This window comes from Arhodomonas sp. AD133, from assembly GCF_051195215.1.
Taxonomy (GTDB): Bacteria; Pseudomonadota; Gammaproteobacteria; order Nitrococcales; family Nitrococcaceae; genus Arhodomonas.
The window spans coordinates 75,595-89,097 of the sequence record NZ_JBNAZM010000012.1; the positions used below are offsets into that span (position 1 = coordinate 75,595).

A 13,503-nucleotide genomic window follows, 5' to 3' on the forward strand; every position below is an offset into this window, starting at 1 on the left:
CTTGATGGCAGCGGGTTTACAACGGGGGAGATGTCGGTATGAACGCGCCCGCATCGATGAAGCTACACGATGGCAGCAATGCATCCGCCATCGTGCCCGGTATCGTCTGCGTCACGCTCGCGGCCATGATGTACGCCGCGCTGGGTTGGCCGATTATCGTGCTCGTCGTGCCGATGCTGGCCGCCTATCCGTTCTATCTGCTCACCTTTCATCGTCACCTGCCGTCCCCAAGCGCAATTCTGCCGCTCTATCTCCTCGCGATCGCATGGCAGTTCATTCACATGGCCGAGGAGTTCGCCACGGATTTCCAGTATTACTTCCCGTTGGTCAACGGCGGTGCCCACAGCTCGCTCGCCCCGGGGACCGGCTGGGGCGATTCGCTATTCATCACCTTCAACATGATCGCCAACGCGGGGTTCGTGATCGGAGCACTGGGAATCGTGCTGCAGCACCGCCCCCCCACGTTCCTGATCTGCTTCTTCACCTTCGGAATGCTCTGGAACGGCTTCGGTCACCCCGCTCTCGCCTATCTCTACCATGACGTCTATGGCAGCAGCTGGTACTTCCCGGGCCTGCTGACGAGCCCCGGGCATCTGCTGCTGTCCCTGGCGCTGGTGGCACGAATCTGGCGAAGCACCCGGGCTCATGCGGCCGCCCACCGGAATACGTCCCGGGGAAGGCTGCAGGGGGCACAACCGTGATGCCGCACCCGGGGTCACACCGCCCCGGTATCGGGAGAGCCCTGGGCAGCCGGGACGGCACACCGGCCCGGCTGCCTGTGAGCCCCGCTGACCCCGGCATTTCTGCCGGTGTCCTAATCGGTCGACGCGCACAGGGCTGCCCCCGGCAACCTCCGGCGCTCGTTGCTGTCCTATTACAGGAGGGGCGGCGCCGCCGACACCTGTCACGGATCGCACAATAAGGCAGAGGAGCGCCAGCGACCTCGACTGCAACCGCTGCGTCCGGAGCGCTCGCGCCATGAGACACGCGCTCGCGTTTATCGTCTTGGCATTACTTGTCACGCCGGCCGCCGAAGCGTGGCGCTGCGGCACGGATCTGGTGTTGCGCGGCGACAAGCCCTATCAGGTGCTCAGAACCTGTGGCGAGCCCGACTACATCGAGTATCACCCGGAAGTCTTTCTGCGTGGTTTCGGCTTCGTCGGCGAGATCGAGAAGTGGTACTACAACCGCGGCCCGCGCCGCTTGGTACGAATCCTGCGCTTTCGCAACGGCGAGCTGACCCGCATCGAAACCGGCGGCTATGGCTTCTCCGAATCCACCGTGGGTGACTGCTCGCCACGGGAGATAAAGCGCGGGATGAGCAAGTTCGAGCTGCTGTATCGCTGCGGCGAGCCGGACTACGAGAGCACCCGATGGGAGCTCCTGCACCCGGGCGTACCGGGCCTGGTGGACGATTGGGTCTACGACTTCGGTCCGGCGCGATTCGCCCGGGAGGTCCGCATCATCGACGGGCGCGTCGTCGATGTGGACCTCGGCGACCGCTGAACGGGCCCGACATGCCGGTTCAATGGCTTGTCTCGACGTGATCCGTGGGACTGAGTTCCACCGTATACCCCCACTCGCCATCGCAGCTCACGTTCGGATTGGCGTGGTGAAACAGCCCGTTGGGGTTATTCTTGAATAGCCAGACGTGCAGGTCGTAGTGATGAAGCGCCGCCGGCATTATCGGCTCATGGCCTTCCATGGGCCCCTCGAATGCCTGCCCGAAGAGCTGCGGCGTGCTTTCAACCCCGGTGGACAAAGGCACGAACCACTCGACACCGGCCAGCTGCAACCCGCCATCGGCCACCTCGTAGAGCAGAATCTGTGGCTTCATGGGATCGGGCTCGGGACCCAGCAACCGGGTATTCAGGAAGTGGACCCCCATGTTGCCGTCGGGGTACCGCACGCATGCCAGCGTGGAGAAGTAACCGTCGCGAACCGCCACCAGGGGATCACGGTACTTGGCGACCGCCTCGCGCACCTCCGCCAGCTCCGGAGGCAACTCCGGCTCCGCCGCCGTTGCCGACTGCAGCACGGTGCCGCCAGCAAGAGCGCCCGCCACAAAGGCAGTACGTACGGCTGAACGGCCAAGGAAAGCGCAACCGGTGCCCGCATTCGCGCAAACGCTCATGGGTTACCCCTCCTCCACCTGGATGCTCATCCAGCATAGTCCGAGCGCCAGCGCACAAACACCACGCGTCGACATACGGCAGGGGAGCCCCGGATATCGCCACCGCCCGACACTCAGTGAAATGTCATGGGCATCGAGGCCGATGCGTGACCGCCCGGCCACGTTCCGAAGCAAGGCTGCCTGGTGGAGTCACGATACACTGGCCATCCGCCCCCACCCCCGGCGAAGCGCCTCGTTCATGCAAGCCTGGTCCCGTTCGGGCATTCCTTGTCCGGCACCGCCAACACCACGGCGCCGTCATCCCGGTGAAAGCCGGTGACCAGGCACTCCGAGCGCATGGGACCGATCTGCTTGGGCGGAAAGTTCACCACCGCCATGACCTGCCGCCCTACCAGCTCCTCCGCCGTATAGAGGCCGGTGATCTGCGCGCTGGACTTTCGCACGCCGATCTCGGGGCCGAAGTCCACCTTGAGCCGGTAGGCGGGTTTCCGAGCCTCCGCGAACACCTCCGCCTCGACGATAGTCCCCACCCTAAGGTCGACCTTGAGGAAGTCTTCGAAGTCTATGGTTTCCACTTTCAGTCCTCTGCGGGCTTGTTCCCTGTTGGTGACGATTACCCGAACCGCTTCACCGCCGGCGTGGCGAAGTACCTCCCGCGTCGTAACCGCGAGAAAAATCCGGCACCCGCCGCAACGACGACCATCGCTCGGCGCTCGCCGATCGGCAGTGCCGAGGGCAGCTTACCAGGCGCACGCACCCGCAGCCCCGGCGCATCGAGGTATTCGATGCCGGGTTAGCGGGACCGTCACCAGTGCTGACCGGCCATGGGCGGGACACACGATTCGCAATCGTGCAGCACGAGTATCCAAGAAGAGAGGCCTTGATGACGAGCGCGAACGAGCGCGTCACGAATCGGTCACACAAAGGTGATTCGCGACACGCTGCCTTCGCCGTAATCTGGCGGAGAGGGAGGGATTCGAACCCCCGGACCCCGCAAGGGGTCACCGCATTTCGAGTGCGGCGCTTTCGTCCACTCAGCCACCTCTCCGGGGTGGGTACCGGCCGTTCCCGACCAGCGCGGCGCGTAGTCTACAATATCTGATCGCGTATGACGAATAGTGATTGACCCTGGATGTCGCACCGGTCGCTGCACCTGACCATCGCCGCCGCCATGCTTGCCCTGCTCGGGCTGACCGCCCTGGGCGGGTTCGGCGGGCCAACACGCCTGGAGGATATCCGCAAGCGCGGGACGCTCGCGGTCGCGATGCGCGTCGGCCCGGTTTCCTTCGTGCCGGCGGAGGGCAATGGCGCCGCAAGCGAACCGAGCGGTTTCGAGTACGAACTGCTCGCGGGCTTTGCCGAATCCTTGGCGGTGGAGCTCGACGTCCGGCCGGTGGCGAGCGTCGAGCAAGCGATGGCGCTACTCGAAAACGGCACGGTGGACCTTGTGGCCGCCGGTGTCAGCGCCACGCCGGCACGACGCGAACGCTTCGCCTTCACCCGCGGCTACCTGGAGACCCAACCGCGCATCGTCCATCGCAATGACGTCGACGACGCCGAATCGGTCGAGGACCTCGCCGGCCAGCGCGTGGAGGCGCTGGCCCACACGGTTCACGCCCTGCGCCTGCGCGAGATGGCGAACGACCGTGAAGCACTGACGTGGCGCGCCCTCCAGCGGAGCACCACCGAGGAGTTGCTCTATCGGGTATGGCGGGGCCGGAGTGACTACGCCCTTACCGACGAGCTGTTCCTGGCCCTCAACCGCCCGTTCTACCCGGAGCTCCGCGCCGGAATGGCGATCGGGCCGCCGCGGGGGCTGGCGTGGATGATGCACATCTCCGACCAGGAGCTGCTCGATGCCGCCAATGTCTACCTGGAAGGGCGCAGGGACGATGGCATGCTTGCGGTGCTCCGCGACGAGCACTTCGGCCATCTGCAGGAGTTCGACTACGTCGGCACGCGCACCTTTCTGCGCCACATTACCGAGCGCCTGCCGCGTTTTCGCGACCTGTTCACTGAAGCGGCCGAGACCAACGGGATCGATTGGCGTCTGCTCGCGGCCGTGGGTTACCAGGAATCCCACTGGGATCCGGACGCGGTTTCACCCACCGGGGTACGGGGCGTCATGATGCTCACGCAGGACACCGCCGCGTTCGTCGGCATCGACAACCGTCGCGACCCGGCACAGAGCATTCGCGGCGGTGCCGCATATCTGGCGTCGCTGCGGGAGCGCATGCCTGAGGATATCCCCGAACCGAGCCGCACCTGGCTGACGCTCGCCGCGTACAACGTCGGTCTGGGCCACCTGGAGGATGCTCGCCGCATCACGCAGATGCGCGGCGGTAATCCGGACGAGTGGTTCGACGTGCGCAGCAACCTGCCCCTGCTCGCCAAGAAGGAATGGCACCAGCGGGTGACCCATGGCTATGCCCGCGGCTGGGAGCCGGTGCGATACGTGGAAAACATCCGCCGCTACTTCCACCTGTTGGAGCGGGTGACCCAACCCGGTCAGCCCGAGACACCGTCGGTCGCGCGGGAGGCGCTGCTGCCGCGCCCATTGCGCATTCCCGCGTCGATCGAGTCGATGCTCTAGCGCCCTGTTCCAGGACACTGGGCGGCAGCGTCGAGCGCCTGGTCGATGTCCCACAGGATATCGTCCAGGGTCTCCAGTCCCACGGAAAGCCGGATCATGTCCGGGGGCACGCCAGCGGCTTCCTGCTGTTCGGCAGTGAGCTGGCGGTGAGTGGTGGACGCCGGGTGAATGACCAGCGTGCGCGCGTCGCCGATGTTGGCGAGGTGCGAGAGGAACTGCACCGACTCGATGAAGTTCACGCCCGCCTCGTGGCCACCGCGGATACCGAAGCTCACGATCCCGCCGGCGCCCTTGGGCAGATAGTGTTCCCGCAGGCCGGCATAGGGACTGTCCGCCAGCCCCGCGTAGCGCACCCAGGCGACCTGGGGATGGCCGCGCAGATGCTCCGCCACGCGCAGAGCATTCCCGCAGTGACGCTCCATGCGCAGTGGCAACGTCTCCAGTCCCTGGAGGAACAGCCAGCTATGCATGGGTGCCAGCGTCGGCCCGAGCGTGCGCAACGTCTCGCAGCGCACTTTCATGGTGAAGCCGAAGTCGCCGAAGGTCTCGTAGAAGCGCACTCCGTGATAGCCCTCGGAGGGCTCGGTCATGCCCGGGAAGTTGCCGTTGTCCCAGGGAAAGCGGCCCGACTCCACCAGCACACCGCCCAGCGCGGTGCCGTGGCCGCCGATGAACTTGGTCGCCGAATGGACGACGATATCGGCGCCGTGCTCGATGGGCCGACAGAGATACGGTGTCGCCATGGTGTTGTCCACCACCAGCGGCAACCCCGACTCGTGAGCGATGGCGGCGACCGACTCGATGTCCAGGACGTTGCCGAGGGGGTTACCCAGTGTCTCGCCGAACACCAGCTTGGTGCGTGGCGTGATCGCCGCGCGGAAATTCTCCGGATCGTCCGGGTCCACGAAGTGGGTGGTGATGCCCATCTTGCGGAAGGTGACATGGAGCTGGCTGTAGGTCCCGCCGTAGAGGGTACGGGCAGCGACCACCTCGTCCCCTGCCTCCAGCAGTGTAAGCAGCGCCGCGGTCTGCGCCGCCATGCCCGAGGCCGTGGCCACCGCCGCCCGGCCGCCCTCCAGCGTTGCCATGCGCTCCTCGAAGACGGCGGTGGTGGGGTTGCTCAGGCGTCCGTAGATATTGCCGAAGGTCTGGAGATTGAACAGCGAGGCGGCGTGGTCGGTACTGTCGAACACGTACGAGGCGGTCTGATGAATAGGCACCGCGCGCGCGCCGGTGGCGGGATCCGGCTGCTGCCCGGCATGCAGGCACAGGGTTTCGAAACCGTAATCATGATCTGTCATCGCTTGCCCCAACAGTGTTCTTAGCAAGTGGCGCCCGCCACTGAGCACCTCGGCGGATAATAGCGAACGTCGGGTATCGGGCGAGGCCGTCAGTGGGGGATATAGCGCGAGCGCTTCGCGGTGACCACGCCCGTGTTCACCCCGGCGAAGTTGAGCCCGCCGAACAGCCGGGCGTATTCGATCTTCATACAGCGGTCCATTACCACCTCCAGCCCGGCGGCACGGGCACGCTCGGCGGCGGCCTCATGGATCACCCCGATCTGCATCCACACCACCCGCGCGCCAATGGCGATGGCGTCATCGACGATGGGGGGCACGTCCTCGGACTTGCGGAAAATGTCCACCACGTCCACAGGCTCCGGAATATCGCGCAGGCTGGGGTAGCTACGCTGGCCGAGGATCTCCTCGTGCCCCGGGTTGACCGGAATCACACGGTAGCCGTGGTCGAGCAGGTATTTCCCGGCGAAATAGCTCGGGCGGTGCCACTTGGGCGACAGGCCCACCACGGCGATGGTGCGGTTTTCGGCCAGAATTCGGCGCAGGGTGGCAATATCCGTCATGGTGCTCCGCTCGCGGTCGGCAGTAATTGCCGGTCAGTCGCTCGGTGCCCGCGAGCATACCCCGAAGCCGCGAAGGCGGACACCCCCCGGGTATTTGCGGTAGATTACGGCCTTTTCGTCAGTGCCCAGCTGCATGAGCATGCATCCATCGCCGGAAACCCTGCCCGCCGACGAGCGCGATGCGCCACTGCGCGTATTGCGGGAGACGTTCGGTTACGAAGCATTTCGTGGCCGTCAGCGCGAAGTCATCGACGCGGTCACCGGCGGCCGTCATGCGCTGGCGCTCATGCCCACCGGCGGTGGCAAGTCGCTGTGCTACCAGATCCCGGCGCTGCTGCGCAACGGCACGGCGGTGGTGGTGTCGCCACTCATTGCGCTCATGCGCGACCAGGTGGAAGCGCTGCGCCATTACGGCGTGCGAGCGGCCTATCTGAACTCCGCCATGGATCCCCGCGACCGGCGCGAGTGCGAGCGCGCGCTCGCCGCCGGCGAGCTCGATCTGCTCTACGTTGCCCCGGAACGGTTGCTCACCGACGCGCTTCTGGCCACGCTAGAGCGCATTCCGCTGGCTCTGTTCGCCATCGACGAAGCCCACTGCGTTTCCCAGTGGGGGCACGATTTCCGGCCGGAATACATGCAGCTCGGCCAGCTCGCCGAGCGCTTTCCGCACACACCGATGGTCGCACTCACGGCCACCGCGGACGCCCGTACCCGCTCGGAGATCCTGCAGCGGCTGCTGCCCGCGGGCGCGGAGACGTTCGTCGCCAGCTTCGACCGGCCCAATATCCGCTATCGCGTACGCCTGAAGGAGCGGGCACGCCAGCAACTCTTCGAGTTCATCCAGGACGCCCACCCCGGTGAATCGGGCATCGTCTACTGTATGACCCGCCGGGCCACGGAAGAGGTGGCCGCCTGGCTGTCGGAGCGCGGCGTCCGCGCCGTGCCCTACCACGCAGGCCTCTCCGGGGAGACTCGCGAATTCAACCAGGAGCGGTTTCTGCGTGAGGACGGGTTGATCGTGGTCGCAACCGTGGCCTTCGGCATGGGTATCGACAAGCCTGACGTGCGCTTCGTCGTCCACATGGATCTGCCCAAGAGCCTGGAAGCGTATTACCAGGAAACCGGCCGCGCAGGCCGCGACGGCCTGCCCTCCGACGCCCTGCTGCTGTATGGCAGCCAGGACGTCTATCGCGTACGCGCCATGCTCGAGAGCTCAGAGGCGGACCTGCGCCACAAACACGCTGAGCGCCAGCGTCTCGAGGCGCTGCTGGGCTTCTGCGAGCAAACCGGTTGCCGGCGTCAGGGCCTGCTCGCCTGGTTCGACGAGGCGCATCCGGGCGCCTGCGGCAATTGTGACAACTGCCTGGAGCCGCCGGAAACCTGGGACGCCACCGAGCCCGCCCGCATGGTGCTCTCGTGCATCTACCGCACCGGCCAGCGCTTCGGCGCCAACCATGTCATCGACGTGCTCCTCGGCAGTAGTGCCGACCGCATCCGCCGGCTGGGCCATGATCAACTGTCGACCTACGGCATCGGGCGGGAGTACCCACGCAGCGTGTGGCAGTCGATCGTCCGGCAGTTGCTCGCGCAGGGCTTCATTCGCCCCGACCCGGAAGGTCACGGAGGACTGTGCCTCGCCGAGGAATGCCGCTCGCTGCTGCGTGGCGAACGCCAGCTCGTCCTGCGGCGGGATACCCGGAGCTCGCGGAAAAAACGCGCCCGCACCGGCGACGGCGCCAGTGCCCAGATCGACCCGGCGGACCGCGACGACTGGGAAGCGCTGCGTGCCTGCCGGCGAGAGATCGCTGACGCCGAGGGCGTACCGCCCTACGTGGTCTTCCACGACGCGACGCTGCTGGCGATGCTTCAGGTCAGGCCGGCGACGCTCGAGGAGATGGCGAGCGTCAGCGGCGTCGGCCGGCACAAGCTGGAACGCTATGGGGAGGCGTTTCTGCGCGTTTTCAACGGCTGACCGCCGACGCCGCGGTCACTCCCTGATCCCCGCGCCCGGCGCGACGGCGGACAAGCGATCCGGCCACCATGCACACAGTGTATCCAGGCACCGGGCGAGCGCCTCGTCGAGGCCCGCGCCACGGCCCTCGCAACGAAGCACCCCACCGCCGCGGAGCTCGAGATCCACGCGGCACCGCACCGCCTCGCCGGCGCACAAGGGCTGCACGAGCACCCGCCCCGGCCAGTCGCGACCGTCGATACATGCCCGCAGCCGCCGGCGAATGAGCCGATAGCTCGCGCGATTGAGCGGATACCCCGTGGCGTGAATGACGATACGCACGATGCTCTCCGATGACGCCGCCGATAGCTCGAGCCGCATTGTGCCCATGCGGCATTGCGACGCGGTGACGGCACCAACGCTCGACCACCGCCGACAAGGCGTTTATCCTCGGCGGCCATGGGGGATCACATCGCGATAGACGACCGCCTGCTTATCGGCCGGCGCACTCTGCTGGACCGGCAACTGGCACCTGCGGCCTATACCCTGATCTATCACGATGCCGGCGCCGAAGCGGAGAGCGATCTCGCCGGTGCCCGCCTCGCTGCCAATGCCTTTCTGGAACAGGGGCTGGAACGTCTGACCGGCAGTCTGCCGGCGTTTCTCAGCGTCAACCGGGCACTCGTCACCGGCCGTGTGGCGCTTCCCCCTGCCCCGCCGACCATCGGCGTGGAGGTAAGCGCGGGGGCCCTTGCGGATCCAGGCCTGGTCGAGGGCATCCGCGTGCTGAAGGGCGACGGCTACGCCGTAATGCTTCACGTCGACGTCCCCGACGTATCCGAACGAACGCTCGCGCTCGCCGACTGGGTACGGCTCGACTATCCCCGTCTCGGAGGCGAGACCCTGCACGCATTGGCCGAAACCCTCGCGGCACGCGAATTTCCGGTCGCCGCCGGCAATCTGCCGGACTATGTGGCATTCGACCATTGCATGGCGAGCGCCTGTGCGCTCTTCGACGGCCCGTTCCTGACGGCGCCGCGCCTGATCACCCGGGCGCCGCTGCCGGCCAACCGTGCGGTGGCGATGGAGCTGGTGGCACGCCTGGAAGATCCCACCTGCGGGATCGCGGACCTGGACGACCTCATTGCCCAGGATGCGACACTCGCCTACCGGCTATTGCGTTACGTCAACTGCGCCGGTGTCGGCGTACGCCGCGAGGTCGAATCCATTCGCGAGACCATCGTGATGCTGGGCGCACGCACGGTGCGTAATCTCGCCACCCTGCTGGTCATGGCGCGGCTCGACCACCCCGCGTCGCGGCCGCTGTTGCTGCTGTCGCTGATACGGGCCCGCATGTGTGAGCAGGTCGCCGAGCAGACCGGACTCGCCGAGCCCACGGCGGCCTTTACCACTGGACTGCTGTCACTCATCGACGCGTTGATGGAACGCCCGATGGTGGAGCTCCTCGACAGTCTGCCGGTGGCTGCCGAGATACGCCTGGCACTGCTCGACCGCGACGGTGGCCTCGGCGAGCTGCTCGAAATCGCTGTCGGCTTCGAGCGCGGCGACTGGCCCGGGCTGACCGCTCATGTCGGCCACCCGACCCTGCATTCGGAAACCTACGTCAACGCCATTCTCTGGGCCGAAGACAACTACGAGTTGCTCGCCACCTTATAGTCGTTCTTCCAGCGCCGTGCGGATACGCTTCTTGTCCACTTTGCCCACGCTGGTCCGTGGAATGGCCTCCACGACCTCCACGCGATCGGGGACGGCGTACACAGGCAGGCTGGTACTGCCGAGCTGTTCCGAAACCCACTGGCACAGCGCGTCGGACGTCGGGCTCGTCCCTTCCCGCGCCACCACCATGGCCACCGGCCGCTCGCCCCAGCGCTCGTCGGCCACACCGACCACCGCTGCCTCCGCGACATCCGGATGCCCCAGCAGCAACGACTCGACCGCCAGCGACGACACCCACTCCCCGCCCGTCTTGATGACGTCCTTGAGGCGATCGGTGATACGCAGGTAGCCATCAGGATCGAGGACACCGAGATCGCCCGTATGCAGCCACCCCCCGTGCCAGAGGGCCTCGGAGCGCTCCGGATCATAGAGATAGCCCTGTGTGAGCCAGGGCGCACGCACGACTACCTCGCCCTGGCTCAAGCCGTCCGCAGGCAGGTCCCGCATCTGCTCGTCGACCACGCGCAGCTGAACCAGCGGAATCGCCCGCCCCGTCTTGCAGCGCTGTGCGACCTGCTCGTCCACCGCACTCACCCCCGTCATCTCCTGCGGTAGCTGTGCCAGCGTGAGCACCGGGCAGGTTTCGGACAGTCCGTAGCCGCTGAACACGTCGATACCGCGCGCCAGCGCTTCGCGACAAAGCGCTGGCGGCATGGCCGCACCGCCGATGATCACCGTCCAGCGCTCCAGGTCGGTGGCCGCCGCATCCGGATGATCGAGGAGCATGCGCAGAATCGTGGGCACACAGTGCGAGAAGGTAACGCCCTCGCGCCGGATGAGCGCCAGCAATGCACCCGGCTCGTAACGCCCCGGGTAGACCTGCTTGGCGCCAAGCAACGTCGCCACGTACGGCAGCCCCCATGCATGGACATGAAACATGGGCGTTATGGGCATGTAGACGTCGTCAGGGTTGAACCGCCCCTGCCCCGATCCGGCACAGGCTGCCTGGACGGCGAATGTGTGCAGCATGAGCTGGCGGTGACTGAAGTACACGCCCTTGGGCTCGCCGGTGGTGCCCGTGGTATAGAACGTCGTCGCGCGCGCATCCTCACCGATCTCGGGAAACCGGTAGTCGCCGGCCGGACCGGTCACCAGCCGTTCGTAGTCGTCATCGAAACCGTCGGGCAGCGAGCGCTCTTCGTCGTCCATGATCACGAGCGCACGAACAGTGCGCATCCGGTCGCGGAGGTCCTCGATCAACGGCAGGAATTCGCGATTGACCAGAATCACGTCATCCTGTGCGTGATTGATCGTGTAGAGGATCTGCTCCGGGGACAGGCGCACGTTCACCATGTGCAGCACCGCGCCCATCATGGGTACGGCGAAGAAGCACTCCAGGTAGCGATGCGTATCCCAGTCGAGCACGGCCACCGTGTCACCTGGCGACACCCCGAGCCGGTGCAGCCCCGCTGCCAGGCGATGCACGCGATCGCCGAGATCGCTGTAGGTCAGTCGACGCTCGCCGCTGACGATTTCCTGCCCGCTGTGCGCAGCCACCGCACCGTCGAGCAGGGCACCGAGCGTGAGGGGGTAACGATGCGCTGACGTCGTGCGCGGAATGCTCGATTCCATGACGGCTGTCCTCCTCGTCCTTGTATCGCGGACGCCCACGGCGGCCGACGTTACCAGTCTTCTCCGAAAGCCCTGTCATATATCAGAGCGGCCCGGCGGCAAGGCCACAAACGCCCTGGGACGTGGCACGGCCGACGACCGGGCTGACGGGTGCGGCCAACACCGCCCGCTCCACACCTCGCGCTGCGGCGCGCAGACCGACTGCCGCATGACCGGATCTCCGGGAAGACCAGTATCCGCAAAGGTGGCAGCTCGTCGTGCCGCCGGCAAGCCGGGCTCGATACCTTGAGCCGACGGGGGACCGCCACCATCCCTGAGACAGAGGGAGGTGGCGGACAGCCACATCCGGTTTTGCCGCAGACGTCCATACCGCTATGCTGATGCGCCCATGAGTCGCTATAACTGCTACACCGCACCATTCGCCCATGTCGTCCGGGCGCTCGCCGAAGCCTGGCAGGCCTTCGAGCAGCACGCGGGCGAGCACATCCGGGCAACAGGGCTGAGCGCGCCGCAGTTCGACGTCGTCTGCACCCTTGGCAATACCCAGGGGATGACCTTCTCGGAGCTCGGCCAGCACACGCTCATCTACAAAACCACCCTCACCGGCGTCGTCGACCGCCTGGAGCAGAAGGGGCTGGTGGAACGAGTTCCCTGCGAGGAGGATCGCCGGTGCGTCTATGTGCGCCTGACCGACGAGGGCTCTGAGCTCTTCCAGCGTATTTTCCCGGCACACATCGACCATCTCGCCGATCGGTTCGGCCGCATGAGCGACGAGGAGATCGCCGAGACCGAACGCGTCCTCCGGCGCCTGGCGCGTACCCTCGAAGAACCCTGACAGGCACTACCGGCGGCGATCGAGAAAGCCGTCGATGCCCGACCGGGCGTCCGGCTCCATCATGTTCTCCGCCATGACCCGGCTCGCGTATGCGTACGCCTCGGGCAACACCATGCCGAGCTGGCGGTAGAACATCCGCTTGCCCAGCCGTAGCGCGGGCGGTGACTTTTCAGTGATCGTAGCCGCCAGCGTCATCACCTCGTCCGCTAGAGACTCATCCGGCACGGCACGATTGATCAGACCGATTTCCGCGGCGGTGGCGGCATCGATGAACTCTCCGGTGAGCAGCATCTCCATCGCGTGCTTGGGGCTGACGTTGCGCCCCACCGCCACGGATGGCGTGCTGCAGAACAGCCCGAGATTGATCCCCGAGGTGGCCAGACGCGCGGACGCCGCGGCGATTGCAAGGTCGCAGGCAGCCACGAGCTGGCAACCGGCGCCGGTAGCGATGCCCTGCACCTGCGCGATCACCGGCTGCGGCAGTTCATGAATCGCCAGCATCATGTCGCTGCATGCATTGAACAGCGCCTCGTGATCCGCCTCGCATTCGCCCTCGCGAACCTCCCCCAGATCATGTCCGACGGAAAACGCCCTGCCCTCGGCGGCGATGATCACGACCCGCACCGCATCATCCCCGGCGGCGGCGGTGAGCGCTTCGTGCAGATCGGCGATTAGCGCACGTGTGAGCGGGTTGTAACGCTGCGGACAGGCGAGTGTCAGGGTCAGGATGCCCGCCTCGAATGCCTGGCGCAGCGGCTGCTGTACGTCTCGATCCATGCTCTCCTCCACTGGGCGTCGCCATGCCCTTGTACTCAGTATG

Annotated in this window: 13 protein-coding genes and 1 tRNA gene; 6 read left to right on the forward strand and 8 right to left on the reverse strand. The window is 66.2% G+C overall.

The window, feature by feature from the left end; all coding sequences use genetic code 11:
* Nucleotides 1-38 precede the first annotated feature (38 nt).
* Both ACPEES_RS09440 and ACPEES_RS09445 read left to right on the forward strand, forming a co-directional pair.
* Nucleotides 39-701 (forward strand): hypothetical protein, encoded by a 663-nt coding sequence (locus ACPEES_RS09440; RefSeq protein ID WP_435103218.1) that lies wholly within the window; start codon nt 39-41, stop codon nt 699-701.
* Between the two features lie 277 nt (nt 702-978).
* Nucleotides 979-1,506, forward strand: a complete 528-nt coding sequence (locus tag ACPEES_RS09445) for a DUF2845 domain-containing protein (RefSeq protein WP_435103219.1) — start codon at nt 979-981, stop codon at nt 1,504-1,506.
* A 19-nt stretch (nt 1,507-1,525) separates the two neighbouring features.
* On the opposite strand, the gene ACPEES_RS09450 is transcribed toward ACPEES_RS09445, so the two are convergent.
* From ACPEES_RS09450 to ACPEES_RS09460, 3 genes are all read right to left on the reverse strand, one after another.
* On the reverse strand, nt 1,526-2,134 hold the full coding sequence (locus ACPEES_RS09450; RefSeq protein WP_435103220.1) for a hypothetical protein: 609 nt from the start codon (nt 2,132-2,134) through the stop codon (nt 1,526-1,528).
* A 236-nt stretch (nt 2,135-2,370) separates the two neighbouring features.
* Nucleotides 2,371-2,709 (reverse strand): tRNA-binding protein, encoded by a 339-nt coding sequence (locus tag ACPEES_RS09455; RefSeq protein ID WP_435103221.1) that lies wholly within the window; start codon nt 2,707-2,709, stop codon nt 2,371-2,373.
* A 383-nt stretch (nt 2,710-3,092) separates the two neighbouring features.
* Nucleotides 3,093-3,182 (reverse strand) — tRNA-Ser (locus tag ACPEES_RS09460).
* Between the two features lie 84 nt (nt 3,183-3,266).
* Between ACPEES_RS09460 and mltF the strand changes: the two genes are divergently transcribed.
* Nucleotides 3,267-4,727, forward strand: a complete 1,461-nt coding sequence (gene mltF / locus ACPEES_RS09465; RefSeq protein ID WP_435103222.1) for a membrane-bound lytic murein transglycosylase MltF — start codon at nt 3,267-3,269, stop codon at nt 4,725-4,727.
* Here mltF and ACPEES_RS09470 read toward each other — a convergent pair.
* Together ACPEES_RS09470 and ACPEES_RS09475 are read right to left on the reverse strand one after the other, a co-directional pair.
* Nucleotides 4,724-6,028, reverse strand: coding sequence for an O-acetylhomoserine aminocarboxypropyltransferase/cysteine synthase family protein (locus ACPEES_RS09470; protein WP_435103223.1), 1,305 nt, complete (start codon nt 6,026-6,028; stop codon nt 4,724-4,726). The genes mltF and ACPEES_RS09470 overlap by 4 nt on opposite strands.
* Before the next feature lie 89 nt (nt 6,029-6,117).
* Nucleotides 6,118-6,588 (reverse strand): CoA-binding protein, encoded by a 471-nt coding sequence (locus ACPEES_RS09475; RefSeq protein WP_435103224.1) that lies wholly within the window; start codon nt 6,586-6,588, stop codon nt 6,118-6,120.
* A gap of 139 nt (nt 6,589-6,727) precedes the next feature.
* On the opposite strand from ACPEES_RS09475, the gene recQ reads away from it, so the two are divergent.
* A complete protein-coding gene (recQ, locus tag ACPEES_RS09480; protein ID WP_435103259.1) occupies nt 6,728-8,560 on the forward strand; it encodes a DNA helicase RecQ in 1,833 nt (610 codons plus the stop codon).
* A 15-nt stretch (nt 8,561-8,575) separates the two neighbouring features.
* Here recQ and ACPEES_RS09485 read toward each other — a convergent pair whose 3' ends face one another.
* Nucleotides 8,576-8,881, reverse strand: a complete 306-nt coding sequence (locus ACPEES_RS09485) for a hypothetical protein (protein ID WP_435103225.1) — start codon at nt 8,879-8,881, stop codon at nt 8,576-8,578.
* Between the two features lie 117 nt (nt 8,882-8,998).
* Between ACPEES_RS09485 and ACPEES_RS09490 the strand changes: the two genes are divergently transcribed.
* Nucleotides 8,999-10,216, forward strand: a complete 1,218-nt coding sequence (locus ACPEES_RS09490; RefSeq protein WP_435103226.1) for an EAL and HDOD domain-containing protein — start codon at nt 8,999-9,001, stop codon at nt 10,214-10,216.
* Here ACPEES_RS09490 and ACPEES_RS09495 read toward each other — a convergent pair.
* Nucleotides 10,211-11,848, reverse strand: a complete 1,638-nt coding sequence (locus ACPEES_RS09495; protein ID WP_435103227.1) for a fatty acid--CoA ligase — start codon at nt 11,846-11,848, stop codon at nt 10,211-10,213. The two genes, ACPEES_RS09490 and ACPEES_RS09495, sit on opposite strands and share 6 nt — an antisense overlap.
* A 388-nt stretch (nt 11,849-12,236) precedes the next feature.
* Between ACPEES_RS09495 and ACPEES_RS09500 the strand changes: the two genes are divergently transcribed.
* A complete protein-coding gene (locus ACPEES_RS09500; RefSeq protein WP_435103228.1) occupies nt 12,237-12,683 on the forward strand; it encodes a MarR family winged helix-turn-helix transcriptional regulator in 447 nt (148 codons plus the stop codon).
* Between the two features lie 6 nt (nt 12,684-12,689).
* On the opposite strand, the gene ACPEES_RS09505 is transcribed toward ACPEES_RS09500, so the two are convergent.
* The gene (locus tag ACPEES_RS09505) at nt 12,690-13,460 is read right to left on the reverse strand and encodes an enoyl-CoA hydratase (protein WP_435103229.1); all 771 of its coding nucleotides are present in this window, start codon (nt 13,458-13,460) and stop codon (nt 12,690-12,692) included.
* Nucleotides 13,461-13,503: the final 43 nt, after the last annotated feature.